This window comes from Bradyrhizobium sp. BRP56, from assembly GCF_020194035.1.
In the GTDB taxonomy this organism is placed as follows: Bacteria; Pseudomonadota; Alphaproteobacteria; order Rhizobiales; family Xanthobacteraceae; genus Bradyrhizobium; species Bradyrhizobium australafricanum.
Window position 1 is genome coordinate 47,844 of record NZ_JADYVV010000039.1, and the last position, 25,846, is coordinate 73,689.

The 25,846-nt window shown below is 63.7% G+C and carries 26 protein-coding genes; 15 read left to right on the forward strand and 11 right to left on the reverse strand.

Translation table 11 applies throughout. From position 1 onward, the window contains the following. Nucleotides 1-3: 3 nt before the first annotated feature. The 4 genes from trbF to I6F38_RS25570 all read left to right on the forward strand — a co-directional run bounded on the left by trbF (nucleotide 4) and on the right by I6F38_RS25570 (nucleotide 3,250). Nucleotides 4-708 carry a conjugal transfer protein TrbF gene (trbF, locus tag I6F38_RS25555; protein WP_225162289.1) on the forward strand — a complete coding sequence of 235 codons (705 nt, stop codon included), beginning with the start codon at nucleotides 4-6 and terminating at the stop codon, nucleotides 706-708. Further along, on the forward strand, nucleotides 705-1,730 hold the full coding sequence (gene trbG, locus I6F38_RS25560) for a P-type conjugative transfer protein TrbG (RefSeq protein WP_225162290.1): 1,026 nt from the start codon (nucleotides 705-707) through the stop codon (nucleotides 1,728-1,730). The genes trbF and trbG overlap by 4 nt, the downstream gene beginning before the upstream one ends. Before the next feature lie 86 nt (nucleotides 1,731-1,816). After that, nucleotides 1,817-3,016, forward strand: coding sequence for a TrbI/VirB10 family protein (locus I6F38_RS25565; RefSeq protein WP_225162291.1), 1,200 nt, complete (start codon nucleotides 1,817-1,819; stop codon nucleotides 3,014-3,016). Nucleotides 3,017-3,019: 3 nt separating this feature from the next. Next, a complete protein-coding gene (locus I6F38_RS25570) occupies nucleotides 3,020-3,250 on the forward strand; it encodes a DUF2274 domain-containing protein (protein WP_225162292.1) in 231 nt (76 codons plus the stop codon). 9 nt (nucleotides 3,251-3,259) lie between these two features. On the opposite strand, the gene I6F38_RS25575 is transcribed toward I6F38_RS25570, so the two are convergent. Then, nucleotides 3,260-4,360, reverse strand: coding sequence for a site-specific integrase (locus tag I6F38_RS25575; protein WP_225162293.1), 1,101 nt, complete (start codon nucleotides 4,358-4,360; stop codon nucleotides 3,260-3,262). A gap of 135 nt (nucleotides 4,361-4,495) precedes the next feature. Here I6F38_RS25575 and dusA point away from each other — a divergent pair, with 135 nt between their 5' ends. Next, nucleotides 4,496-5,491 carry a tRNA dihydrouridine(20/20a) synthase DusA gene (gene dusA, locus I6F38_RS25580; RefSeq protein ID WP_225162294.1) on the forward strand — a complete coding sequence of 332 codons (996 nt, stop codon included), beginning with the start codon at nucleotides 4,496-4,498 and terminating at the stop codon, nucleotides 5,489-5,491. 70 nt (nucleotides 5,492-5,561) lie between these two features. Here dusA and I6F38_RS25585 read toward each other — a convergent pair whose 3' ends face one another. The 5 genes from I6F38_RS25585 to I6F38_RS25605 form a co-directional block, all read right to left on the reverse strand. Next, nucleotides 5,562-6,479: a LysR family transcriptional regulator gene (locus I6F38_RS25585; RefSeq protein ID WP_225162295.1), complete on the reverse strand. Its 918-nt coding sequence runs from the start codon at nucleotides 6,477-6,479 to the stop codon at nucleotides 5,562-5,564. Nucleotides 6,480-6,644: 165 nt separating this feature from the next. After that, complete coding sequence (locus tag I6F38_RS25590; protein ID WP_225162296.1) at nucleotides 6,645-7,823, reverse strand: muconate/chloromuconate family cycloisomerase; 1,179 nt, start codon at nucleotides 7,821-7,823, stop codon at nucleotides 6,645-6,647. Nucleotides 7,824-7,890: 67 nt separating this feature from the next. After that, nucleotides 7,891-8,760, reverse strand: a complete 870-nt coding sequence (locus tag I6F38_RS25595; RefSeq protein WP_225162297.1) for an intradiol ring-cleavage dioxygenase — start codon at nucleotides 8,758-8,760, stop codon at nucleotides 7,891-7,893. A 72-nt stretch (nucleotides 8,761-8,832) separates the two neighbouring features. Further along, the gene (locus tag I6F38_RS25600; protein WP_225162298.1) at nucleotides 8,833-9,357 is read right to left on the reverse strand and encodes a flavin reductase family protein; all 525 of its coding nucleotides are present in this window, start codon (nucleotides 9,355-9,357) and stop codon (nucleotides 8,833-8,835) included. Continuing rightward, entirely contained in the window at nucleotides 9,354-9,971 is a 618-nt protein-coding gene (locus I6F38_RS25605; RefSeq protein WP_225162299.1) for an FAD synthetase, read from the reverse strand. The genes I6F38_RS25600 and I6F38_RS25605 overlap by 4 nt, the downstream gene beginning before the upstream one ends. A gap of 251 nt (nucleotides 9,972-10,222) precedes the next feature. Here I6F38_RS25605 and I6F38_RS25610 point away from each other — a divergent pair, with 251 nt between their 5' ends. Continuing rightward, entirely contained in the window at nucleotides 10,223-11,800 is a 1,578-nt protein-coding gene (locus tag I6F38_RS25610) for a 4-hydroxyphenylacetate 3-hydroxylase N-terminal domain-containing protein (protein WP_028334229.1), read from the forward strand. 87 nt (nucleotides 11,801-11,887) lie between these two features. Then, nucleotides 11,888-12,178 carry a muconolactone Delta-isomerase gene (gene catC / locus I6F38_RS25615; protein ID WP_225162300.1) on the forward strand — a complete coding sequence of 97 codons (291 nt, stop codon included), beginning with the start codon at nucleotides 11,888-11,890 and terminating at the stop codon, nucleotides 12,176-12,178. A gap of 22 nt (nucleotides 12,179-12,200) precedes the next feature. Here catC and I6F38_RS25620 read toward each other — a convergent pair whose 3' ends face one another. The 4 genes from I6F38_RS25620 to I6F38_RS25635 all read right to left on the reverse strand — a co-directional run bounded on the left by I6F38_RS25620 (nucleotide 12,201) and on the right by I6F38_RS25635 (nucleotide 16,051). Then, nucleotides 12,201-12,791: a TIGR02281 family clan AA aspartic protease gene (locus I6F38_RS25620; RefSeq protein WP_076826434.1), complete on the reverse strand. Its 591-nt coding sequence runs from the start codon at nucleotides 12,789-12,791 to the stop codon at nucleotides 12,201-12,203. A 25-nt stretch (nucleotides 12,792-12,816) separates the two neighbouring features. Then, on the reverse strand, nucleotides 12,817-13,020 hold the full coding sequence (locus tag I6F38_RS25625; protein ID WP_026192618.1) for a DUF1289 domain-containing protein: 204 nt from the start codon (nucleotides 13,018-13,020) through the stop codon (nucleotides 12,817-12,819). Nucleotides 13,021-13,276: 256 nt separating this feature from the next. After that, nucleotides 13,277-14,884, reverse strand: a complete 1,608-nt coding sequence (locus I6F38_RS25630; RefSeq protein ID WP_057017245.1) for an ATP-binding protein — start codon at nucleotides 14,882-14,884, stop codon at nucleotides 13,277-13,279. A 294-nt stretch (nucleotides 14,885-15,178) separates the two neighbouring features. After that, nucleotides 15,179-16,051: an NAD(P)-dependent oxidoreductase gene (locus I6F38_RS25635; protein ID WP_225162301.1), complete on the reverse strand. Its 873-nt coding sequence runs from the start codon at nucleotides 16,049-16,051 to the stop codon at nucleotides 15,179-15,181. 200 nt (nucleotides 16,052-16,251) lie between these two features. Between I6F38_RS25635 and I6F38_RS25640 the strand changes: the two genes are divergently transcribed. From I6F38_RS25640 to I6F38_RS25675, 8 genes are all read left to right on the forward strand, one after another. Further along, nucleotides 16,252-16,689, forward strand: a complete 438-nt coding sequence (locus I6F38_RS25640; protein ID WP_016843272.1) for a VOC family protein — start codon at nucleotides 16,252-16,254, stop codon at nucleotides 16,687-16,689. A 57-nt stretch (nucleotides 16,690-16,746) separates the two neighbouring features. Continuing rightward, entirely contained in the window at nucleotides 16,747-17,877 is a 1,131-nt protein-coding gene (locus I6F38_RS25645; protein WP_225162302.1) for an Mrp/NBP35 family ATP-binding protein, read from the forward strand. A 206-nt stretch (nucleotides 17,878-18,083) separates the two neighbouring features. Beyond that, complete coding sequence (locus I6F38_RS25650; protein ID WP_076826437.1) at nucleotides 18,084-18,320, forward strand: hypothetical protein; 237 nt, start codon at nucleotides 18,084-18,086, stop codon at nucleotides 18,318-18,320. Between the two features lie 307 nt (nucleotides 18,321-18,627). Next, on the forward strand, nucleotides 18,628-19,716 hold the full coding sequence (locus I6F38_RS25655) for a TRAP transporter substrate-binding protein (RefSeq protein ID WP_092084399.1): 1,089 nt from the start codon (nucleotides 18,628-18,630) through the stop codon (nucleotides 19,714-19,716). Nucleotides 19,717-20,057: 341 nt separating this feature from the next. Continuing rightward, nucleotides 20,058-21,146, forward strand: coding sequence for a TRAP transporter substrate-binding protein (locus tag I6F38_RS25660; RefSeq protein ID WP_225162303.1), 1,089 nt, complete (start codon nucleotides 20,058-20,060; stop codon nucleotides 21,144-21,146). A 148-nt stretch (nucleotides 21,147-21,294) separates the two neighbouring features. Beyond that, on the forward strand, nucleotides 21,295-22,032 hold the full coding sequence (locus tag I6F38_RS25665; RefSeq protein ID WP_225162304.1) for an alpha/beta hydrolase: 738 nt from the start codon (nucleotides 21,295-21,297) through the stop codon (nucleotides 22,030-22,032). 432 nt (nucleotides 22,033-22,464) lie between these two features. Beyond that, the gene (locus I6F38_RS25670) at nucleotides 22,465-23,139 is read left to right on the forward strand and encodes a response regulator transcription factor (protein WP_225162305.1); all 675 of its coding nucleotides are present in this window, start codon (nucleotides 22,465-22,467) and stop codon (nucleotides 23,137-23,139) included. A gap of 2 nt (nucleotides 23,140-23,141) precedes the next feature. Further along, a complete protein-coding gene (locus tag I6F38_RS25675) occupies nucleotides 23,142-24,470 on the forward strand; it encodes an ATP-binding protein (protein ID WP_092084393.1) in 1,329 nt (442 codons plus the stop codon). A 21-nt stretch (nucleotides 24,471-24,491) separates the two neighbouring features. On the opposite strand, the gene I6F38_RS25680 is transcribed toward I6F38_RS25675, so the two are convergent. Further along, nucleotides 24,492-25,772: a M20/M25/M40 family metallo-hydrolase gene (locus I6F38_RS25680; RefSeq protein WP_225162306.1), complete on the reverse strand. Its 1,281-nt coding sequence runs from the start codon at nucleotides 25,770-25,772 to the stop codon at nucleotides 24,492-24,494. Between the last annotated feature and the right edge of the window lie 74 nt (nucleotides 25,773-25,846).

Sequence of the window (25,846 nt, forward strand, 5' to 3'; positions counted from 1 at the left end):
GATATGGCCGGTCATCCATTTCAACGCGTTTCGGTTCGGTACGGAGAAACGCCAGAGCCCGTGACGCCTTACCAGAAAGCGGGACAGGTCTGGGACGAGCGGCTGGGGTCCGCGCGGGTTCAGGCGAGTAATTGGCGGCTCGCTGCGCTGGGTGTCACTGCAGTGTGCGGTGTTCTCGGCTTGATCCTGCTTGCCGTGATTGGCCGCTCAGGGATCGTCCCCTATGTGGTCGAGGTCGACCGGTTGGGTGAGGTCCGCGCGGTTGGACCTGCGCTGGAGGCGTATCAACCGTCGGATGCGCAGATCGCGCACTTCCTGGCGCGGTTCATCGAAAACGTGCGTTCGTTGTCGATCGATCCCGTGATCGTCCGCAGCAACTGGCTACGGGCCTACGACTTCGTCACCGATCGGGGCGCGCAAGTTCTGAACGACTACGCGCGCGAAACCGATCCGTTCACGAAAATCGGCTCCAGGACGGTCACCGCAGAGGTGACCTCGGTGGTGCGTGCGTCCAGCGACAGCTTCGAAATCCGCTGGAAGGAGAACAGTTTCGAGAATGGCTCGATTGCCAAGACCGAGCGGTTCACGGGTCTCGTAACCACGGTTCTAAAGCCGCCGGCGGACGCCGAGACGCTGCGAAAGAACCCGCTTGGCCTCTACGTCCATTCCCTCAACTGGTCGCGCGACCTCATCGGAGATGCGAAATGAATTCTGCTGCTTCAACAAAGCGTGCATCGGCCAGCATCCTGACCCTGTCGCTCGTGCTCGGAGGATGCGCCACAAAGCTCAACCTCGAAGCGCCCTATGACGAGATGACATTCGAGCAGGCTCTCCCTGAGGCGGATCCGCCGAAGCCCGTCGAGATTGTTGAAAGGCCCAGGGTCCTGCCTCTACCTGGCCAACTCAAGCCCTATCCAAAGAAGGGCGGCAAGGAAGAAAAGCTGCCACCGGAGCAGGCGATCGCCAAGGCGAATAAGGCTGCGCGGATGGAGCCGACCCGGGCGGGCTACATCAATGCGATCCAGGTCTATCCATGGACCGAAGGAGCCCTCTATCGGCTCTATGCGAGCCCCGAGAAGGTCTCGACCATCGCGCTTCAGGCCGGCGAGGAATTGATCGATGTCTCGACAGGCGACACGGTTCGCTGGGTGGTCGGCGATACCTCGAGCGGTCAGGGTAGCAACCGGCGTGTCCATATCCTCGTCAAACCGACGCTGCCGGACATCCAGACCAATCTGGTGGTCCTGACCGACCGGCGCGCCTACCACCTCGAGCTGGTCTCAACCAAGCAGACCTACATGGCATCGATCTCCTGGACGTACCCAACGGATACGCTGGTTGCACTTCACAAGCAGAATGCAATCGCCCAGGCAAACGAGGAGCGGGTCGCCGATCGCGGCGTGCGGCTCGATAGCCTGAACTTCCGCTACCGTATCGAAGGCGATGACCCACCGTGGCGACCGGTGCGTGCGTTCGATGACGGCCGCAAGGTCTATATCCAGATGCCATCCGGCCTGTCGCAGGGCGAGGCGCCGCCCCTGTTCGTCGCGGGCGCCGATGGCCGTCCAAATCTGGTCAACTATCGGGTCAGGGGCTCCTACTACATCGTCGACCGCATGTTTGGCGCCGCCGAGCTCCGTCTCGGCGAGGATCCCCAGCGCATCGTCCGGATCATTCGCATCGATGCGCGGCCGGTTTCGCAGGCCGTCAGCAGTGGGAGCGCCTCATGACGAGTGGGGTGGATCGGGAGCCGCCGGAGCCTCTGGAGCTGCGGGCACGGCCGCGGTCCATCCGGCGGTTGAACAGGCGCGCGCTCATGATTGGCTGCGCTGTCACTGCACTGTTCATCGCCGGAGCGACGGTAGTTGCGCTCCGGCCGCTGCGGCCTTTGAAGCACGCCGACCGCGCAGAGCTCTACAACACCGACCGGAAGCAAACGGCGGAGGGCCTGAACAAGCTGCCGAGGTCCTATGAGGAACTTCCGCCGTCAACGCCACGACTTGGACCGCCATCCCCGGGCGATATTGGACGAGCCTTCGCCGAGAACGAAAAGAAAGCCGGCATCGCGCCATCGTCGGATCCAGGCTTCCGCAGCAACCCGGAAGAGGACGCAGAAAGGGCGGAGCGCATCCGGCAGGTGCGCATCGCGCAGCAGGCGAGGGAATCGGGCTTATTCTTCCGACTGTCGGAAAGGCAGGACAAGCGAAAGCAGGCCGCGGTCGCGGAGGTGGCTGCCAGCCAGCCGTCCTCGTTTAGGCCGCCGGCGGCCGATTCCGGGCCGTCCGCAGCGGAGCTTGCGAAAGCCGCGCGGACGACGGTCGATCGATCAGACGAGATCGTACCCTCGTCGCATGCACGAAAGCTCGCTTTTGTGGGAGCGAAGGCCGATACCGAGACCACCAATCCGCACGCGGTGGTCGCCGCGCCCTCCAGCCATGCCGTGATGGCGGGGTCGATTATTCCAGCGAGCCTGGTGACGGGGCTGAATTCGGACCTACCGGGCGCCACGATCGGTCAAGTGACGGAGAACGTCTATGACACGGTAACGGGCGAGCATCTCCTGATCCCGCAGGGGACACGGCTCGTCGGCAAGTACGATAGCGTCGTCGCCTTTGGCCAGAAGCGGGCACTGGTCGTCTGGGCGCGACTGATCTTGCCGAACGGAAATTCGATCGTGATCGAGAACCTTCCGGCCACGGATGTAGCGGGATACGCCGGGCTCGAGGACGAGGTGGACTTCCATACCTGGCAGCTGCTCAAGGGCGTGGCCTTGGCGACGCTGATCGGAGTAGGGACCCAGCTGTCAATCGGAAATGACGAGAGCGATCTCGTGAGGGCGTTGCGGGAAAGCACGCAGCAGACGACCAACCGTGCGGGCCAGCGCCTGGTGGAGCGCCAGCTCGACGTACAGCCGACGATCACGGTCCGACCGGGATGGCCGCTGCGGGTGATCGTTTCGAAGGACCTCGTGTTGAAGCCGTACGAGGACGTTCAGACGGTCGCGAAGGGCAGGTGAAATATGAAGCTTGCGAAACTGCCCGATCGGACTCCCGCAAAGATGAGCATTGTCCTGGCGCCGAGCCTTGCCAAACGGTTGCGTGAATACGCTGATTTTTACGCCGAGACGTACGGCAGTCGGGAGGAAGTTGCGGAGCTGATACCCTTTATGCTCGCGGCGTTCCTCGATAGCGACGCAGCATTCAAGAAAATGAGAAGCGGTCGCGCCAGCTCTTCGTCGGGTAGTGAATAGTCACCATGGTTACGCCCGTGCGGTAGCTAGCGTCTGGAGATATTCCTCGAGAGTTTGCTGCGGCGCAGTTTGCAGCCTGTGGAGTTCTTCCGGCCTTAGTTTTGTGTAACGTCGCAGCGTACGCCAGTCCTTGTGACCAGTGACCAGTGCGACTTTTTCAATCGGTAGTCCCGCTTCAAAAAGGCGGCTGGTGCCTTCGTGGCGTAGATCATGAAAATGCAGATCGTCAATTTTCAATTCATCGCAGGCCCGCGTGAATGCCGCGCTGACTGAGCGGTGGTTATATGGAAATACGCGGCCCTGACCTCTGGTGATAATACGCTGCTGGAGCAAGATCTCCCAGGCATCATAGCCGGTGAGGTTGAGAAGAGGGACTTTCTGGTCGTTGCCGTCCTTCCTTCTCGGGTCCTTGCGATCGACAATCGTTAGAATCCGCGTTTTCATATCGACATGTGGCCAGTCCGGTTGGCAGATTTCCTCTTGCCGCATCGTAGTCGCAACGGCGTAGCGAACGATGCGGCCCATGGGAATGACCTGTCGTGGATTGGTCTCGAAGTATTCAATGAGCTCGTCGAGCTCATCCTGCGTTGGCCGCCGGTCTCGCTCGTCTGATTTTCCGACGAGACCCAAATGCTTCAACGCGAAGCGCGCGAGGCGAACCTCCTCGGCAGAAACCTCAATTCCGTGGACGGCCGCAGCGTGCGTCGCGAGTGTCCTGATGAAAGCCATATCGATTGCGAGGGTCGCCGGCCCGGCGCCTTCCTTCGCTCGCTTTCGGCCATATTCAATAAGCCGTTCTCGGTCCAGCCGAGGCAGCTTCGTGGATCCGAGCTCCTCCTTGAGCGCCTTCAGTACCGCCGCTTTGGATCGGCGAGGGGGGCGGCCGACGTCGCGCATGTCTTGAATGTGCAGATCAATGATGTCGCCGAAGGTCTTCGCTTTTACGGCAGCGCGCGGTTTGGGTGACCCGCTACGATCAATATTGCGCTCCACGTCGAGCGCCCATTCCTCGCCGTCCTTGCGGCGGCGAAAGGTCTCTGCCACATAACGGTTCTTGCGGCGAACTTGGACCCGCCAGTTCCCTGACGGCAACTGAGTGAAGGTGGCCATGGTCGTGTGCTTTTCCCAAACGGTGTGCGATACGTGTGCGTCGAGAGGTCAAAACGGGTACAAACGTGTGCAAATTCGGCAAGTTTGGCGGGTACTCGTTCTTGTTACATCCCATTGAGAGCTTAAGGTAAATCATTGGAATCGCAAGACTATCGCTTTTCTGTGGCACCCATGATGGACTGGACCGACCGGCATTGCCGGGTCTTCCATCGGCTGATGTCGCGGCGGGCGCGGCTCTATACGGAGATGCTGACGACCGGCGCCATCATCCATGGCGACCGGGCGCGGCTGCTCGGCTTCGATGCCAGCGAGCATCCGGTGGCGTTGCAGCTCGGCGGTTCCGATCCCCGCGATCTCGCGACCGCCGCAGAGATCGGCGAGCAGTTCGGTTACGACGAGATCAACCTCAATGTCGGCTGTCCCTCCGATCGGGTGAAGGATGGCCGCTTCGGCGCCTGCCTGATGGCCGAACCGGCGCTGGTCGCCGAAGGCGTTGCGGCGATGAAGCGCGCGGTGCGGATTCCCGTCACGGTGAAGTGCCGGATCGGCATCGACGACCAGGATCCGGAAGTCGCGCTCGATACGCTGGCGCGCGGGGTGATTGGCGCGGGCGCGGACGCGCTCGTCGTGCACGCGCGCAAGGCCTGGCTCAACGGATTGTCGCCGAAGGAGAACCGCGACATCCCGCCGCTCGACTACGATCGGGTCTATCGCCTCAAGGCGGCGCTTCCGCACGTGCCCATCATCATCAATGGCGGCATCACCAGCCTTGCCGAGGCAAAGCAGCATCTGAAGCATGTCGATGGCGTGATGCTGGGGCGGGCGGCCTATCAGGAGCCGTGGCGGCTGCTCACGGTCGATTCCGAGCTGTTCGACGGGACTGCGCCGCACGCGACGATGAAGGACGTGTTCGCGGCGATGCTGCCCTATATCGAGCGGCAGCTTGCCGAGGGCACGCGGCTGCATTCGATCACGCGGCATTTCGTCGGCGCCTTCCATGGCGTCCCGGGCGCGCGTGCGTTCCGCAGGCACCTCGCGGAGAACGGCGTTCGGCCGGGGGCTGACATCGATGTGCTGCGCGAGGCGATCGCACGCGTTGACGATCGCGCGCCGGCGGCGGTCGCGGCCTGAGGGCGCCAGATTCCTTGTTTTTGACGCGTTTTCTTCACGCGAACCGGTATCCACTTCGCTCGAAAACGCTCTACGGCTTGCGCTGACGCCGCGTGACGTCCTGTGCGACCTTCAGGAAATTGAACAGATGCGGCATCCGGTTGTCGCGCCGGTAGTTCAGCGACAGTGCAGTGCCTGGATTGTGTCCCTCATAGGCGCGGTAGGCGACGCCGGGCCGTTCCGCCTCCGAGACCGATTTCGGCACCAGCGCGATGCCGACGCCGACCGACACCAGGCTGATCGCGGTCTGGTAGTCCTGGGCCAGCACCTGCGATTTCGGAATGAAGCCTTCTTCGAGGCAGATATTGAGGATGTGGTCGGCGAAGCTTGGGCGCGGCTTGCGCGGGTAGAGGACGAACGTCTCGGCCTTCAGCGCCGCCAGCCTCGGGACCTTTTGATCGAGCAAGGGCGAAGTGTCGGAGAGCGCGAGGATCAGCGGCTCCTGCAGCAGCGGCTCCGACTTCAATTCCTCGTCGTCGAGCGAGGGGCGGGCGATGGCGATATCGATCTCGCGCTGGATCACCGCGCGCTTCTGCTCGGCGTTGTTCATCGCCGACAGCGCGAGCTCGACGTCAGGATAGGCCGACCGAAACGCCTGGATCACGCTCGGCAGCACGCCATAGGTCGCCGATCCGACGAAGGCGACGCGCAGATGACCGGAAAAGCCTTCGCCGATCCGCTTGATCTCGCGGTGCGTTCGGTCGAGCCGCTCCAGCACGTCGCGCGCACGTTCCAGCAGAACGCTGCCGGCCTGGGTCAGCCGGATCTGGCTGCGGCTCCGGTCGATCAGCATGACGCCGAGATCGCTCTCGAGTTGCGCAATCTGCCGGCTGAGCGGCGGCTGCGCAATCGCAAGCCGCGATGCGGCGCGGCCGAAATGCAATTCCTCGGCGACGGCGACGAAATAGACCAGCCGCCTGAGATCCATGACATCGTCGCGATCGGTCACGGCTAGCCGAACGCCTGTTCGCGCGCTTCCGCGGAAGCGGCGGAAGAATCCTGCCGGGTTCGATATCGCGTGGTCATGTGCGCACGATCGAGACGATGGTTCCGACGCGAAGACTGGGCGTGGGTCCGTGGATTGTCAATTGTCCGCGGGAACGACGCCATCCGGCTAGTCCTTCCGGGCGAAGGCGCGGATCTTGTCCTCGTCGACCTCTACGCCGAGACCGGGGCCATCAGGGGCGCAGATCTCGAACTCGTCGAAGCTGATCGGGTTGACGACCAGATCCTCCACGAGGATTCGCGGACCGAAATGCTCGGTGCCCCATTCGAGCCTGGGCAGGGTGGCGAAGGCGGCGAGATGCGCCGCCGCGCCGATGCTGCTCTCCAGCAGGCAGCCGCCATAGAGCTCGAGCCCGTGCGCGGCCGCGACCGCAGCGGCGCGCTTCATCTCGAACAGGCCGCCGCTCTTCACGAGCTTCAGCGAGTAGACGCTGCCGCAGCCCATCGCGCCCGCGCGAGCGATGTCCTCCTTGGTGAAAGCCGCTTCGTCCACCAGCAACGGAATCGAGGTGCGGGCCGCGACACGCGCCATCGCTTCCAGTTGCAATGCCGACACCGGTTGTTCGATCAGGGCAACATCCAGCTCCTCCAGCGCGGGCATGAAACGGATGCATTCGGCCTCGGTCCAGCCCTGGTTGACATCGACGATCAGGCGCACCTCCTCGCCGAGGCCGGCGCGCAGCGCTTGCAGCCGCTTCAGATCGACCTGCGGCCGGTTGAAGCCGAACTTGATCTTGAACTGGCGGTGTTCGCGGCGCCGCAGCTTCTCTTTCGCTTCTTCCACCTCCTGGCCGCTGTCGCCCGACGCCAGCGCCCAGATCACTTCCATGCGTTCGCGCACGGCGCCGCCGAGCAGCGTGCTGGCGGGCAGGCCCAGCGTCTTGCCGGCGGCGTCGAGCAGGGCGGACTCGATGGCGCCCTTGGCGGCGAAATTGCGGGTGGCGGCCTTGCTCATGCGCAAGGCATTGGCTTCGAAGGCGAGGGCAGGCTGTCCAAGCAGCGCTGGCGCCAGATAATTCGTGACCGCGGCCTTGATCGACTCCACGCTCTCCTCGGCCCAGCGCGGCCCGCCGAGCGTCGAGGCTTCGCCGATCCCCGTCACGCCGTTGTCGAGCAGCACGCGCACCAGCACGTAGCCCTGATGGGTGACCTCGGTGTTCGAGAGCTTGTGCCGGCGGCGGGTCGGCGCCTCGACGATGGTGGCGCGGATACTGCGGATCGCAGTATCCTTTGCGTGAGCCTGCGCGCGCTCCACGGGCTCGGCGATTTCGATCACGGCACGACTCATATGTCCTCGCAAGTCAGTTCAGAATGAGCCCTGCCAGGCTGGTAGGCCTGGCAGGGCGTAACGGGTCTTACTCGGCCGCGGCGAGCCGTTCGGCGGCGGCTTTCTTGAGCTTGAAGTCGAAGTTGAGAACCAGATCGGTGTCGGCGCCGGCGGGGGCCTTGGCGAACCTGCCGATCAGGCTCTGCTTCACGGCGAACACCGAGTCGTTGTCGAGATACTTGGTCTCGGAATCGTAGATCTGCGAGATCAGCGATTGATAGCCGTCCTTCGAAAGCATGAAATGGATGTGGCCCGGACGCCAGGGATGGTGGCCCATGTATTTCAGCAGCTCGCCGCCGGCGCCGTCATAGGGGATCGGGTAGGGCTCGGGGCGGAGCGCGACGAAGGCATATTCGCCGTTGGCGTCGGTCGTGAAGCGTCCGCGCAGATTGTAGGCCGGCTGTTCCGGATCCTGCAGGTCGTAGAGGCCGTTCGGCGCGTCTTCCCAGACGTCGATCGTGACGCCCTCGATCGGCCGCCCCGCAGTGTCGCTGATGCGCCCTGAGACCTTGACGGTCTGCGCGTTGTCGAACGTCTTCTTGATGATGGAGGCGCCCTTGGGCAGCACCGGCGGGTTTTCCCGGTAGAACGGTCCGAGCACGGTGGACTCGCTTTCGCCGTCGGTGACCCGATGATCGAGCATGTCGACCAGCACCTCGACGCCGAGAATATCGGCGATCAGGATGAACTCGTTGCGCTTCTCGTCCGAGATGTCGCCGGCGCGGCGCAGGAACTCGCATGCGGCGAACCACTCGGCGAAGGTCAGGTCGACCTCCTTGCAGAAGTCGTGCATGTGGCGGATCAGGCTCGTCATGATCTGCCGGTTGCGATCCGGAATGTCCTTGGAGAGCGCGGCGATCACGTGGTCGGTGATGGTGTCCTTGTTGACGTTCAGCATGGTCGTTCCTCCTTTTCTTGCAGTTTGCTCAAACTTGCATCCCCGTTTTTTCGGGAATATCGGTTGCTGGTCTCACCAGACAAATTCGTAAGCGGCATTCTCCAGCGTCGCGGGCGCAGGGTGCGGATCGGCAAGGCCGCCGAAGCGGCCGCGGAAGAACAGCAGCGGCTTCTTGCTGGGCTCCAGCGACATCTCGCGGACGTGGCCGAGGAAGATCGTGTGGTCTCCGGCGACGATCTCATCGGCGAGATCGGTCACGAAGTATGCCGCCGCGTTGGCGATCACAGGCAGGTCGTTGCGGCGTTCGAAGACGTTGCAGAGGTCGAGCCTTGGCTTGCCGGCGAAATGCCAGGCGAAATCCTCCATGCCCTCGGCGAGGATGCTGACCGCAAAGCGGCCGGTCTTCTGGATGTTGGCGAGCATCTTCGCGCTTTTCGCGATCGAGATCGCGACCAGTGGCGGATCGAGCGAGATCGACATGAAGGCGTTGGCCGTCATGCCGTGATCGCGGCCCTGGCAATGCGTCGTGATGATGGTGACGCCGGTGCCGAACTGGCCACAGGCATTGCGCAACTCTCGCGGATCGATGGCGGTCATTGGCTTGCGACCTCGAGCTGGGCCAAACCGGATCGGTTGGCCGGTGGCGCGGTCACGATATCTCTCCAGTTTTCCAGCGTCGCCGCGGCGGCGGCAAGGCCGGATCGTCGCAAGGCGCGAATCCGGCTGCTGGAGACGATCTCGCCATTGCCGCAGCGCACCGGCGGCAGGATGCGCGTGTTGAAGTGCTGCCGCAGCAGCAGGGCGGTGCCGCCCTTGCAGGACCCGAAGCGGAAATCCTCGCCGACGATGACTTCGCGTGGTCGCAGAAGCTGCAATTCGGCGAGGAAATCGAGCGCGGTGCGCCGGACGTAGACCTGGTCGAAATCGGCGACGACGACGTGGTCAGGCGCGAATGTTGCGATGCGCTCGAGCTTTTCGCGAAGCGAAATCAGCGGCTCGGCCTGGCCGAAATACACTTTTGGCGGCGGATCGAAGGTGTAGACCACGGCTGCAATGCCGCGGCGCCGCGCTGCCGCGATGGTCTGCCGCAGCAGTTCCTGATGGCCGCGGTGGACGCCGTCAAATGCGCCGATGGTCACGACGCAGGCGTCGAGGGCCAATTCCCCATCGCGATGGAAAGCGACAGCGCTGCTGTCAAAACCCTTGCCCATGGTTCGCTCCCTTGCCGTGCTGCATCAGCTGCGGCCTTGCGCCGGCCGAACGATCCTTGCCGTCCGGTCCGTGCCATCGAGTCATAGCCCGAGCCGGGCCGGTCTGCGCGGTATGGTGTGATACCTTTCGCCCGCTCCGGGTGAGCGCGTAGCGTTTCCTCCGATGTCACGCCGTCCAAGAGCGTGACGAGATGGTCTTAGGCCGATGCGGCAACGCCGCCGGTCCAGCGACACAAGCGGAGGAGAAGCCCATGACTACAGCAGCTGCCCTGCGGGCCGACGTGCCTGCGTCAACCACCAGCGTCTATACCGGTGCGGAATTCCTGGACAGCATCCAGGACGGCCGGGAAATCTACATCTACGGCGAGCGCGTCAAGAACGTCACCCAGCATCCCGCCTTCCGCAATTCGGCGCGGATGGTGGCGCGCTGGTACGACCGTTTCCATGAGAAGAAGGATCAGATCGGCGTCTTGACCGACACCGGCTCGGGACAGCTGACCCATCCGTTCTTCCTCGGCTCGAAGACGGCCGACGACCTCGTCAAGGGCCGCGATGCGATCGCCGAATTGCAGAAGGTTGCGTTCGGCTGGATGGGCCGCTCGCCGGACTACAAGGCGTCGTTCCTTGGCACGCTGGGGGCGAATTCAAGCTTCTATGGCGACTACGCCGGCAATGCGAAAAAGTGGTATGCCCGGACTCAGGAGCGTCTGGACTTCTGGAATCATGCCATCGTCAATCCGCCGATCGATCGCGACCGCGCCATCGAGGAGGTGCGCGACGTCTTCATGCATGTCGAGAAGGAGACAGACGCCGGCCTGATCGTTTCGGGCGCGAAGGTGGTGGCGACCGGCTCGGCGCTGACGCACTACAATTTCATCGCGCATTACGGCATTCCGATCAAGGACAAGTCGTTCGCGCTGATCTTCACGGCGCCGATGGATGCCAAGGGCATCAAGCTGATTGCGCGCTCGTCCTACGAATTCACCGCGGCGGCGACCGGCTCGCCGTTCGACTATCCGCTGTCCAGCCGCTTCGACGAGAACGACTCGATCCTCGTGTTCGACAAGGTGCTGGTGCCCTGGGAGAACGTCTTCATCTATGGCGATGTCGACAAGATCAACCAGTTCTTCCCGGCCTCGGGCTTCATCCCGCGATTCACGCTGCACGGCGTGACGCGACTTGCCGTCAAGCTCGACTTCATCGCCGGCCTGTTCTCGATGGCGGTCGAGGCGACCGGGTCGAAGGACTTCCGCGGCGTGCAGACGGCCGTGGGCGAGGTGATCGCCTGGCGCAATCTGTTCCACGGCATTGCGGACGCCATGGTGAAGTCGCCGATCGCCTGGCAGGGGACCGATGGCTACAATCTGCCGAACCTGAACTACGGGCTGGCCTATCGCGTGTTCGCACCGATGGCCTATCCGCGGATCAAGGAATTGATCGAGCGCCATGTCGCGAGCGGCCTGATCTATCTGCCGTCGAGCTCGGCCGATCTGGAGAGCGAGGCGATCCGGCCCTATCTCGACCGCTTCGTGCGCGGCTCCAACGGCTACGCCGCGATCGACCGCATCAAGCTGCTGAAGCTGCTCTGGGACGCGGTCGGCTCCGAGTTCGGCGGCCGGCATGAGCTCTACGAGCGCAACTATGCGGGCAATTACGAGAACCTGCGCGTCGAGACGCTGATGGCCGCGAGCGCCACCGGCGACCTCGGCGCCATGCAGGATTTCGTCCGCAATTGCATGAGCGACTACGACGTCTCCGGTTGGACGGCGAAGGACCTCGTCAACCCCGACGACATCAACCTCGTCAGCCGCGGTCTGGTGCAGGGCTGACGATCTGTTAGACGGATCAATGGAGCCGCCACAGTTGCGTGGCGGCTCCACGCCGTTCCATCTTGTCGCAGAAGGGGTTCACTTGTCATGCTGTTCCACGTCGAAATGGATGTGCGGATTCCGCACGATCTCCCGGTCGAGAAGGTCGACGCTCTGAAACAGGCGGAACGCGTCCGCGCCATGGAGCTGCAGCGTACGGGGGCCTGGCGCCATCTGTGGCGGGTGGCGGGGCGCTACGCCAATGTCAGCGTCTTCGACGTGTCCGGCGCGCAGGAATTGCACGACATCCTGTCGAGCCTGCCGTTGTTTCCGTTCATGGAGATCCAGGTCACGCCGCTGTGCCGGCACCCGTCGTCGATCCACGACGACGACCGGTAGTGGTGGAGTAGGCGCCGTCGCGCTAGTCGACGGCCGTGCGCGCGCGCCGGTGGCGGCTTGAGGTGTTGATACTGCCGGTGACGTCGGGGTAGCCGGTCAGGCTCAGCGTGTCGGCGCGGACGCCCCAGCTTTCGAGCCGGTCGAGGAAGCTCATACCGAGCAGGTTGGTCTTCATCTGCCCGCGCTGCACCACCAGCGCCGGCACCGATTTCTCGACCAGCTTGCCGACCGCGAGCCGGTCGAGCGTCAGCCGCGCCGCCTTGGTGTGACCGCCGGCGGTCTCGAGGTCGACATTGTATTCGAGCATATCGATCGGCAGCCCGATCGCTTTCGCGGTTTCCCAGGTCAGCACGACCGAAGTCGCGCCGGTGTCGATCACCATCGGGGCGCTGACGCCGTTGATCTTGGCGCGGAACGCGAACTCGCCGCCCTGGCCGCGCGCGATCTGCACCGCGGGGGCGGAGCTGGAGGTCGAGGCTGAGGCGGTGATGCTGCGGCCGAAGATCTGGGTCAGATTCTCCCTGGCGCGGGCGATCTGCTCGGGGTCGCCATAGGCGACGACGGCGCCGGCGGTTGCCATCAGCAGCACGATGACGAGGAGGATACGGGTCACGGCGCCACTCCCGCCGCAACGCCGATCACGCGCGCTTCGGACGCGGCTCCATGCGCTCGAGCCCAGCCTCGGCCATGCGCGCCGGCAGCGTCGCCATCACCGACAGTCGCTCCGTGCGGTCCATCTTGTGCCAGCGCGCGATCTCCGGGAGCGTGCGGCCACAGCCGAAGCAGAGCTTCGTCCTGGGGTCCATCATGCAGACTGCGATACACGGCGTCTCTGAGCTCATTGTTCAAGTGTTGAACGGTTTCGGCGGCCAGTGCAAGCCGGCTGACGTGGGGTGCTGCATCACGCCTCGGCTTTTTGTCGCGAGGATGGTCCTGGCGCGAACGCCTTGGGTTTATTGCCAAAGCGTTTTCGAGCGAAGTGGATACCGGTTCGCGTAAAGAAAACGCGTCAGAACCAAGATCTGGAGCCCTGTTCCGAATCGATCGGAACGGAAAGGGCTCTAGCGATAACCGCGTCACGATCTTCCGCGACATGCTCTACAATCCGGTGCCGGCACTCATGATCGACTTGCGGCGCACGCGTTTCCGGTCGGCGCCCATCGCGGGCTCGACGGGCTCCGGCGGCTGCATCGGCGGCGCTTCTTCCGCCATAGGCGCCAGCGCGCTCATCACCCGTTCCGGCGGCAAGGTGACGATCACCTCGGTGCCGATGCGCAGCTTCGACTTCAGCGTGAAGGTGCCGCCATGCATGTCGATCAGGCTTTTCGCGATCGGCAGGCCAAGGCCCGCGCCCTGTTCCGCCGACTTGATCGAGTTGGAGCCCTGGCCGAAGGAGGCCAGCACGACCGGGATCTCGTCCTCGGCGATGCCGCTTCCGGTGTCCTTGACGCTCAGATATTGCCCGCCCGACGCGGTCCAGCCGACCTTCAGCCAGATTTCGCCGCCCTGCGGGGTGAACTTGATCGAGTTGGAGAGCAGGTTGAGCACGACCTGGCGGATGGCGCGCTCGTCGCCCCAGATCCTCGGCATGCCGTGCTCGAACACCTCGTGGATGGTGATGCCGCGGCTGGAGGCGCGCAGCTTCAGGAGATGGTGGCAGTCGGCGACGACATGCACCAGCGCCACGGCCTCTTCGTTCAGCTCGTAGCGGCCGGCCTCGATCCGCGACAGATCGAGGATCTCGTTGATGAGATTGAGCAGATGCACGCCGGAATTATGGATGTCGGCGGAATATTCCTTGTAGACCGGCACGGTGTGCGCGCCGAAAATCTCGCTCTTCATCACCTCGGAGAAGCCGAGGATCGCATTGAGCGGCGTGCGCAGTTCGTGGCTCATCTGGGCGAGGAAGCGCGACTTGGCGACGTTGGCGGATTCGGCACGGTGCCGCGCCTCGTCCGAGATCGCCTTGGCCTGTTCCAGCTCGCCGATCAGCGCATCTTTTTCGGCGCGGGCCTCCAGCGTCGCCAGCGTGGTCGAATGCAGGCGGTGCGCGAGCAGGGCGAAATAACCTTCGGCCGCAAGCGCCAGCAGTGCCAGCACGTAATTGTCGAACGCGCCGTTGAGCACGAGGTCGAGCGCGATCCCGACCGTCACCGGAACGGTTGCCGCAAGGGCTGCGATCGGCAGGCTCGCGGCCAGCATGCTGGAGACCGCGATCACCAGCAGCATCAAGAACATCATCAGGGTGTTGGAGGCGAGATCGCGCCCGGCGGGGTGGATCAGGATCGCGGTCCAGCACAGGCCGTAGAGCAAGTCGAGCAGCACGAAGCGGGTCCGCCATTTGCGGGTGACCGCGACCGAGGTTGGTTCGGCGAGGAAGCGGGAACAACTGCGGATGATGGCGAGATGGACGCAGAGGATGCCGACCGTCCAGGCGCCGGCCACGATCGGCTTCATCCAGAGGCCAAACAGCACGCCGGTTGCCACCACGAGCAGCATCACGACGTAGGACGCCGAGATCCGGGTCTGGGCGTATTGACGGAGCAGTTCGGCGTCGAACGCCGGGCGGGTTCCACTGGTTGACGTTAACCGATCCCGCGCCTCGCGCACCCGCTGCGCGGCGACGCGCCGGCTGTTCACCGGCACCGTCACCTGAGGTCCTGCCGGAAGCGCTACAACTTCAGGCTTTTCTGCGGGATTACTCATCAACAACACAAATCCTGCCCACGAACCGCGCGGGCTTTTTGCATTGTCTATCTGTGACGCTAAATCATTAAGCGTTGCCTTAAAGAGCTAAGGAAAAGCGTAAACGGGAAGTTAAATTAACTTTTGCGCGGGGGTCCCGCTGTTGTGCGATGGCGGGCGTACACGCGCACGCCGGGTCTGACAATTCCATGTTGTCATGGCCGGGCTGTCCCGGCCATTTACGTCTTGCTTCTCGTGGATCCAAAGACGTGGATGCCCGGGACAAGCCCGGGCATGACGAGATGGTGGGAAGTGTTACCGCTGCAGCCGCGCCAGCAGGCTCGACGTATCCCAGCGCTTGCCGCCCATCTTCTCGACCTCGGCATAGAACTGGTCGACCAGCGCGGTGGCGGGCAGGGTGGCCCCGTTGCGGCGGGCCTCCGCCAGCGCAATCGAGAGGTCCTTGCGCATCCACTCGACCGCGAAGCCGAAATCGTACTTGCCCTCGTTCATGGTCTTGTAGCGGTTCTCCATCTGCCAGGACTGCGCCGCGCCCTTGGAGATGGTCTCGATCACGGCGGCGACGTCGAGGCCGCTCTTCTTGGCAAAGTGGATGCCCTCCGACAGCCCCTGAACCAGACCCGCGATGCAGATCTGGTTGACCATCTTGGTGAGCTGGCCGGCGCCCGCCGGCCCGAGCAATTTGCACATCCGCGCGTAAGCGCCGGTGATGATCGGCTCGGCGCCCGCGTAGGCGTCTTCGCTGCCGCCGCACATCACCGTCAGCACGCCGTTCTCGGCGCCGGCCTGGCCGCCGGACACCGGCGCGTCGACGAATTTGAAGCCGGCCTTGGTGGCGGCGGCATCGAGCTCGCGGGCGACTTCGGCGGAGGCGGTGGTGTGATCGACGAAGGTCGCGCCCTTCCTGATCCCGGCGAAGGCGCCGTCGGGGCCGATCGTGACCGCGCGCAGGTCGTTGTCGTTGCCGACGCAGCACATCACGAAATCCTGGCCTTCGGCGGCGGCCTTCGGGGTCGACGCCGTCTTGCCGCCGAACTTGTCGGCCCATTCCTTCGCCTTCGCCGCGGTCCGGTTGTACACGGTGACCTCATGGCCGCCTTTTTTCACGAGGTGTCCCGCCATCGGGAAACCCATCACGCCGAGACCGAGAAAAGCGACTTTAGCCATATCTGTTACCTTGTGATTTGCCGTGGTGATCGCCCTTCGCCTGCCGGCAAATTCGCGGCGGGCAGGGCATTCCGTCCATGGAAGGAGCCGCACCATACCCCCTGTGCAGCGGAGGGCAACGGCCTTGGTGGGATGGCAGAACCCGGTTTTGTGCTAGGATTAGCCCACCAACGAACTTCACAAAAAAGGGAGTGTATCGCATGGGCATGAGTGTCGGTGTGCTCGATCATTTCAATATCCGGACCCGGAATCTCTCCGCCACGGTGCGGTTCTATGAGGACATTCTGGGCCTGGAAAAGGGCGCGCGGCCGAACTTCGCGTTCCCCGGTGCGTGGATGTACAGCGAGGGCAAGGCGGTCGTGCATCTGGTCGATATTTCGGCGACCGACGAGGCACAAAAGCCTGACTCGGGCGTCGTCCATCACGTCGCCTTTGCCAGCCAGGGCTTCGATGGGATGCGGCAGCGGCTTCAGTCCAAGGGGATGGAATTCGACTCGCGCCAGGTTCCCGGCGGCGATCTCTGGCAGATCTTCGTCAACGACCCCAACGGGGTCATGATCGAGCTGAACTACGAGGCCGCCAAGGAAGGCGGCTCGGCTGCGCCAGCCGAGCGGCGGGACGACGTCGGAGCGAGGTAGCCTTTTGCGCTGCAACGCTCTATGGGTCGGTCTCTTGAACTTTCCAGGAGATGCGCGGTGAGCGTGACGCAGCAACAGGTCCTCGATTGCCTTGCCAAGGTGATGTCGCCACGCGGCACAGCCTTGACCAACGCCAATGTGCTGTCGGCGATCACGGTCACCGACGGCAAGGTGTTCTTCTCGATCAATGTCGACGCCGCGGAGGCCCGCGCCTGGGAGAGCGTGCGTGCGCAGGCCGAGAATGCCGTGCGCGCCATTCCCGGCGTCAGCGTCGCGATGATCGCGTTGACCGCCGAGCGCAAGGCGGGCGCTGCGGCGCCGGCGCCGCGGCCGGCGGGCGGCGTCCCGCCGGCGGCCGCCCATCGCCATCCACATCCGCCCGGCGGGCAATCGCCGATGGCCCGGCAGGCCGAGATCCCCGGCATCTCCGCCGTCATCGCCGTCGCCTCCGGCAAGGGCGGCGTCGGCAAGTCGACCACGGCGCTCAACCTCGCGCTCGGCCTGCGCGACCTCGGCCTGCGCGTCGGGCTGCTCGACGCCGACATCTACGGTCCATCGGTGCCGCGGCTGACCGGCATCCGCGAGAAGCCGCAGCTCAATGACGACAAGAAGATGGTCCCGCTGCAGCGCTTCGGCCTGTCGATCATGTCGATCGGCTTCCTGGTCGAGGAGGACACCGCGATGATCTGGCGCGGGCCGATGGTGATGTCGGCGATCACCCAGATGCTGCGCGACGTCGCCTGGGGCACGCTCGACGTGCTCGTGGTCGACATGCCGCCCGGCACCGGCGATGCCCAGCTCACGCTGGCGCAGAACGTTCCGCTCAAGGGCGCCGTCATCGTCTCGACCCCGCAGGACCTCTCGCTGATCGACGCCCGGCGCGGGCTTGCGATGTTCAAGAAGGTCAACGTGCCGGTGCTCGGCATCGTCGAGAACATGAGCTATTTCCAGTGCCCGCATTGCGGCACCCGCTCGGATATCTTCGGCCATGGCGGCGCCCGCCACGAAGCCGAGAAGCTGGGGGTGCCGTTCCTCGGCGAGATCCCCCTGCACATCGCGATCCGCACCGCCTCCGATGCCGGCAACCCGGTGGTCGAGAGCGAACCGGACGGCCCGCACGCGGCGATCTACCGCGCGATCGGCGGCAAGGTCCGCGAGCAGCTGCAAGGCGTCATCGCGGCAGCCTGAACCTGCGCTGCTGGGCCGATTGGTCGCGAAGCGTCGGGAGCCCGGCGGGCTTTCTTCACAGGCCCGTGGCGTTTGGACGATTGCTGAATCGGTTCCGGCCTGTATGTTTATGCAGGAGTGGCCGAATCGTACCACCCTTCGATCAGCGGAAGGCGGCCACGGGTGAAGCCAAAACTGCGGGAAGGGGCCGTGAGGCGACCATCGACATGGCAGCATCACGCGAAGCAAACAAACAGCACCGCAAACATCTGACGCGGGAGAAGCGCGCAGAGGCCTCCCGGCTGGCGTTCAACATGGCCAAGAAATCCGACTCGATCGGCGAGGCCGCCGAGGTGATCGCCAAGACGTATGGTGTCAGCAAGACAACCGCGCAAAGCTGGATCCGGCGCGGGCGGTATTTGGCTGATCAAGCCAAGAAGGCGCGGGCGACGACGCGGCGCTGATTGCTCCCGTAACCCGGTGGTTGAGAGCGGACCGGACGGCCGCACGCGGCGATTTATCGCGCGGTCGGCGGCAGCTCCGCGACCACCTGCCAGGCGTCATCGTCGCTGCCTGAAGGCGCATTTTCCGGCTGATTTCCAGCCTCATCAGACTTTCGTTTAATTGGCGCGGTCATGCCATTGTCGCGTTTCCGTGACGCCGCCTTCCGTGTTAAAGGGCCGACCCAGAGCGCCTCGGCAAGCCTTTCACGCGCCTGCCGGAGAACTGCTTGCGGTCACTGGGAAACGCCCCTGAAGGAGAAGTCGTACGATGAAGCGTCGTGATTTTTTGAAAGTTTCTGCGGCCGGTGCTGCCGCGACGGCGGTTGCCGCGCCGGCGATCGCGCAGTCCTCGCCTGAAATCAAGTGGCGCCTGACCTCGAGCTTCCCGAAGTCGCTGGACACCATCTATGGCGGTGCCGTCGAGCTGTCGAAGTACGTCGCCGAAATGACCGACAACAAGTTCCAGATCCAGGTGTTCGCGGCGGGCGAAGTCGTCCCCGGCCTGCAGGCGCTGGACGCGACCTCCAACGGCACGGTCGAGATGTCGCACACCGTCGCCTACTACTATGTCGGCAAGGACCCGACCTTCGCGATCTACGCGTCGGTGCCGTTCGGTCTCAATGCCCGCATGCAGAACTCCTGGTGGTATCAGGGCGGTGGCCAGGAGCTCGGCAACGAGTTCTTCAAGAAGTTCGGCGTGATCGGTTTCCCGACCGGCAACACCGGCACCCAGATGGGCGGCTGGTTCCGCAAGGAGATCAAGACCGTCGCCGACATGTCGGGCCTGAAGATGCGCATCGGCGGCATTGCCGGCCAGGTGCTGCAGAAGGTCGGCGTGGTGCCGCAGCAGCTCGCCGGCGGCGACATCTATCCGGCGCTCGAAAAGGGCACCATCGACGCGGCCGAGTGGGTCGGTCCCTATGACGACGAGAAGCTCGGCTTCCAGAAGGTCGCCAAGTACTACTACTACCCGGGCTTCTGGGAAGGCGGTCCGACCGTGCACTCCTTCGTCAACCTGGAGAAGTGGAACGCGCTGCCGAAGAACTACCAGGCGATCCTGGCCAACGGCGCCGCCAACGCCAACAGCTGGATGGCCGCGCGCTACGACATGCAGAACCCCTCCGCGCTGAAGCGGCTGGTTGCCGGCGGCACGCAGCTGCGTCCGTTCACCAACGAGGTGCTCGAGGCCTGCCTCAAGGCGACCAACGAGCTGTGGGGTGAAATCTCGGCCAAGAATGCCGACTTCAAGAAGTCGATCGAGGCCATGCAGGCGTACCGCTCCGACCAGTATCTGTGGTGGCAGGTCGCCGAATACACCTTCGACAGCTTCATGATCCGCTCGCGCACCCGCGGCTGATCGGCGTCTAGAGCTTTTCCCGTTCCGATGGAATCGGAACGGGGCTCTAGATTCTTGTTTTGACGCGTTTTCTTCACGCGAACCGGTATCCACTTCGCTCGAAAACGCTCTAGCCTTTCGGACGAGCGTTCGCGCGACGCGAACGCATTGCCCGGCCTCCGCAAGGAGGCCGGGTTTTTTGCGTCTGGCATTCGTGAAGGGGATGCTCCATGCTCGCATCCGAAGCCTCGGCACGAAGGCGGCGTGTGATCGATCACTGGTCATGACGGCAAAAGAAAAGCGGCGCGACGATCGAAAGCAGTCGACGCTCGGACAACACAATCGAACAGGGCAGGATTCAAATGAAGCGAAGAGATTTCATCAAGGTCACGGGTCTGGGCGTCGCCGGCGCCGCCACGGTCGCAGCTCCCGCGATCGCGCAGTCGATGCCGGAGCTCAAGTGGCGCTTGACGACGAGCTGGCCGAAGTCGCTCGACACGCTGCACGGCGGCGCCGAGCTGATGGCGAAGGCGGTCGGCGAAGCGACCGACAACAGATTCCAGATCCAGACTTTTGCCGCGGGCGAGATCGTGCCGGGCCTGCAGGTGCTCGACGCCGTGCAGAACGGCACCGTCGAGATGGGGCACACCGCGCCCTATTATTATTTCGGCAAGGACCCGACCTTCACCTTCGGCTCCGCGGTGCCGTTCGGACCCAACATGCGCCTCAACCAGGCCTGGTTCATGCTGGGCGGCGGCAAGGAGCTGCTCAACGAGTTCTACAAGAGCTACAACGTGACCTCGCTGCTCGCCGGCAACACCGGCTGCCAGATGGGTGGCTGGTTCCGCAAGGAGATCACCAGCGTCGACGATCTCAAGGGCCTCAAATTCCGCATCGGCGGCTTTGCCGGCAAGGTGATGCAGAAGCTCGGCGCCGTGCCGCAGCAGCTCGCCGGCGGCGACATCTATCCGGCGCTGGAGAAGGGCACGATCGATGCGGCCGAGTGGGTCGGTCCCTACGACGACGAGAAGCTCGGCTTCTACAAGGTCGCGCCGAACTATTACTTCCCCGGCTGGTGGGAAGGCGGCCCCATGCTGGTGGCGATGATCAACCTCGACAAGTGGAACGCACTGCCGAAGCACTATCAGTTCGTGCTCGAGCAGGCCGGCCATCTCGCCAACAACTGGATGATGGCGCGCTATGACCAAGCCAATCCGATCGCACTGAAGAAGCTGCTTGCGGTCGGCACCAAGCTGCGTCCGTTCCCGGCCGCGGTGATGGAAGCTTCCTTCAAGGCCGCCAAGGAGCTGCATGCCGAGGTTTCGGCGACCAATGCCAACTTCAAGAAAGTCTACGACTCGCTGACCTCGTTCTCCAACAACGGCTATCAATGGTTCCAGGTCGCCGAGGTCGGCTACGACAATTTCATGGCGCGCCATTCGCAGGCGTGACCGCGCGGGGGGACGTGCCGACGATTGCCGAGCCGCACCGGCGAGCCAGCAGATAAGATACTGCAGAGCCAATGACGGCGTCCGTCTGGCCTACTCGGAAGTCGGCAGTGGCCCGCCCTTAGTAAAAACCGCAAACTGGCTTAGTCATTTGGAACTGGATTGGGAGTCGCCGATCTACCGGCACATGCTGGTAGAACTTGCGAAGCGAAATACAGTCCTGCGTTACGATGCTCGCGGAAGTGGTTTGTCCGATTGGGATGTGGGCGATATATCGTTGGACGCGTGGGTCGGCGACCTGAAGGCAGTAGTTGATACATCCGGTTTGCAACGTTTCCCATTGTTCGGCTATTCGCAAGGTTGCGCTGTCAGCGTGGTTTTTGCAACCCGCTATCCGGATCGCGTATCAAAGCTAGTCTTGTATGGAGGTTTCGCTCTGGGACGCTACAAGCGCCCGTCCGTAACCGCAGCAGACCTTGAGCGCTACAAGGCGACAGCCACACTGATGCGATTGGGTTGGGATTCAGATGAGCCGACTTTCAGACAATTGCTGACATCACAACTGGCTCCGACCGCGACAGTCGAACAGGCCGCGGCCTTCAATGTCATGCAACGGAAGAGTACATCTCCAGACAATGCGGTTCGCTATTATGAGACCGTAAGCAATTTCGACGTCGCCGAATTGTTGCCAAGAGTATCTGTGCCAACGCTTGTGCTACACGTTCGTGACGATCTCATGGTGCCCGTTGAAGAAGGACGACGCCTGGCAGCAGGCATTCCCAGCGCGAGGTTTGTGGCTCTTCCCGGAAGAAATCATGCGCTATTGGAAACTGATCCTGGCATGGCTCAATTCCTTGAAGAGGTCTCGTACTTCCTGGAAACGGGCTGAATTCGCATCTTGTCATTCCGGCGTGCTTTTGGTCACAACCGACGCGGTGATCGAATGAGACTGCGGATTTCCGTTATTGGCCCATCGCAACATTTGCTGCGGTTGCACAAAGGCGGCCGGTATCGGAGCGAAGCGGACATCGACGAAGATTTCGTACGCGCCTTAGCTGACACCAACCTGACGACAGGTCGCGCAAGCCGCACTGGCGACGTGCAATTTTGATTGCAGCAGATGCATGTTTATCTATTTTGACGTGGACGCGCAGAGCCGAGTCTAGCGCAACCGTCACGATGTTGCGCCATCTGTGCTCAATGCCGGTCGTTTTCACAATATGGCCAACCTGCGCTCGATCTGTTGCGGATTTCGCGGGTGGCCGGCGCATCGTCAGGGGCGATGCAAAGCGACCAATCGAATGAGGACTGGATTGCTGCGATGCGCCTTCTGATCGTCGAGGACAATGTCGAGCTCTCGCGGCTGCTCGCCAGCGGGCTGATGGCGGCGGGATACGAGTCCGATGTCGTCAACAGCGTTGCCGAGGCGCGCGATGCGCTGCGCAGCGTCAGTTATGCCGCCATGATCCTCGATCTCGGTCTGCCCGACGGCGATGGCTTGTCGGTGTTGTCGGAGCTTCGCCGCAAGACCGATCCGCTGCCGGTCCTGGTGCTGACCGCGCGGGGCGGCCTGCAGGATCGGGTCAGCGGCCTGCGCAGCGGCGCGGACGACTATCTGGCGAAGCCGTTCGCGCTGGAAGAGCTGGTGGCGCGGCTCGAAGCCATCCTGCGCCGGCCCGGCCAGCTGCTCGGCTCCTCGCTGAAGCTCGCCAATCTGGTCTATGACACCGAGAGCAAGCAGGTGTTCGTCGACGGCGCTCCGCACGTGTTCTCGGCGCGCGAAACTTCGGTGCTGGAGATCCTGTTGCGGCGACAGGGGCGGGTGGTGCCGAAGAAGAATGTCGAGGACCACATCTTCGGCCTCGCCGGCGAGGTCGCCTCGAACGCGGTCGAGGTTTACGTGTCGCGGCTGCGCAAGCTGCTCACCGAGCACCGCGCCAAGGTCATCATCCATACCATTCGGGGCGTCGGTTATCTGATGGCGGAGGAGAAGTAGGCGTGTTCCGCTTCAAGTCGCTGACGTCGCGGATCGTGTTCCTGCACATCGTGGCGGTCGCGGTCGCGGCGATCTTCCTGCCGCTGCTGCTGCTGTGGCTGCTGAATTCGGAGATCAATCAGCTGCATCGCGAAGCGATGCGCGACCAGGCCGCCGATCTCGGCCAGAACCTCTCGGTCGATGCCGCGGGCAAGGTGCAGCTCAACCTGCCGGACAGCCTGAGGGGGCTCTATTCCGACGCCTATGGCCGCTACCGTTACGACATCTACGATGCCGACGGTCATCTGCTGTTTTCGTCGCATCGCGAGGCGCCGCGACTGCCGGCGTCCGCCAACCGGATTTCCGGTGCCAGTGTCACCAAGCTGCTCGGCGGCCAGACGTTGCGCATCCTGGTCGCCGAGGACCTGTCGCATCGCGATGTCATCATCGACGACATCGTCTCCAATTTCTTCCGACGGGTTGGCTGGATCACCATCCCGATCCTTCTGATCCTGCTTGCCACCGACATCCTGATCTTCCGCCGCGCGGTGACACCGCTGTTGCGGGCCTCGGAGGAGGCGAGGAGCATCGGACCGGCAAGGACCGATATCCGCCTTCCGACGGAGGGGATTCCGAGCGAGATCCTGCCGCTGGTGACGGCCGTCAACCAGGCGTTCGATCGCCTTGAGGAAGGCTTTCACGTGCAGCGCCAGTTCACGGCCGATGCCGCCCATCAGCTGCGCACGCCGCTCGCGATCCTCAGGACCCGGATCGAGACGCTCGATGCGGCCAAGGGGACCAGGGAGCTGCATGCCGACATCGAGAGCATGAGCCGCATCGTCAGCCAGCTGCTCGAGATCGCCGAGCTCGACACGCTGGTGCTGGATCCCGGCGAGACCGCGGATTTGCGCGCGGTGTGCGCCGAGGTGGTCGGCTCGATCGCGCCCTACGCGCTGGCGCAGCAGAAGGACATCGCGTTGCGCGGCACCGACAGTCCGGTGCAGGTCAGGGGCAATGCGGAGATGCTGCAGCGGGCCATCTTCAATCTGGCGGAGAACGCCATCAAGTACACCGCCGAGAGGACCTCGGTCGATGTCGAGGTGCACGACAACGGTTCGGTGCAGGTGCGCGACTGCGGGCCGGGGATTGCGCCCGCCGAGCAGGGGCTGATCTTCCAGCGCTTCTGGCGCAGCGATCGCCAGCGCACCGACGGCGCCGGGCTCGGGCTCTCGATCGTGCGCGGCGTCGTCGACGATCACGATGCGACGGTAAGGGTGGAGAACCTGCCGTCCGGCGGCGCCCAGTTCACGCTGCGCTTCCGCCTCGCCAAGGCGGAGCCGGCGGCGTCCTGAGCCGCCTGCGGCCTAGCCGACCTATTTCACCTTGCCGTCGGACAGGTCCATGATCATGCGTGTGGTCAGCACCAGGCGCGGCACGATGCTGTTGATCTGCACGTATTCGGCATCGTTGGAGTGCGCGCCGAAGCCCGACAGGCCCATGCCTTCCACCACGGCGCCCTTGGTCTTGAGGGCGGCAAATGCGGCGTCGGTGCCGCCGCCGGTGGCCCGCTCGGCGACGTTCAGCGACATGCCGAGTTCCTGATAAATCGTCTTGCCGTGGCCGGCCACGCGGCGCGAGGCGTCGCTCGCTTCGAGCGGCGGGCGGCGCACCTCGAACTTCACGTCCACCCTGGAGTCCGGCAGCAGGCGATTCTTGATCTTGTCCTGCAGGGCTTTCTCGAGCTCGTCGAAATCCGTCACCTTGAGCGCACGCGCATCGGCCTGGGCGGTGGCTTCGGCGGGGATCACGTTGCGGTTGGTGCCGGACTTGGACACCGTCCAGTTCAGCTTCAGACCCTGCTCCGGCTTGGACAGGTCCTTCATCTGCAGCACCTGGTGTGACAACTCATAGAGCGCATTCACGCCGCCTTCGGGCCTGGCGCCCGCATGCGACGACTTGCCGTGCACCGTGAGGTAGGCCGAGCCGATGCCGCTGGTGGCGAGCCGCAGCGTGCCGTCGGTGCCGCCGCCCTCGAACGAGAACACGGCATCCTGTTCCGCGGCGAGGCGGCTGATGGTGCTGCGCCAGCCGGGCGAAGAGATCTCCTCGTCGCCATTGATCAGCACGGTGAGCGTGCCGTAATTTTTGAAGTTCAGCTTCTGCAGCAACGCCACGGCGTGGAGGATGGTGGCGACGCCCTGCTTGTCGTCGGCGATGCCGAGCCCATAGGCCTTGTCGCCATCGATGCGGAAGGGTTGGTCCTTCAGCATGCCCTTGAGATACACCGTGTCCATGTGCGCGATCAGCATGATCTTCGCGCTGCCCGTGCCCTTGAAGACGGCCTGCACGGCGGGACCGATCTTCTCGGGCGTGTCGTCGAGGCGGTAGATATCGGTGGTCTGCAGGATATCGACCGTGCCGCCGAGCTGCTTGAGCTGGCCGGCGATCCGCTCGGCGAGCTGGTTCAGGCCCTCGATGTCCTTGCTGCCGGATTCGATCTGCACGAGGTCGCGCAGGGTGTCGAGCAGCGGCTGCTGTTCCTGTTGCGCCAGCGCGCGAAGGTCGGCTGCATGCGCTGCGGGCGCGGCGAGCGCCAGACCAAGCGACAGCATCAGCGGGCGAATGAGCGAGCGGGCGGGACGCAATTGGGGCATGGGCGACGATCTGTGAGTTGGAGGACGATCCGTATCCCCGTCTTCACAGGCCTCACCGATGCCGTCAACAGCGG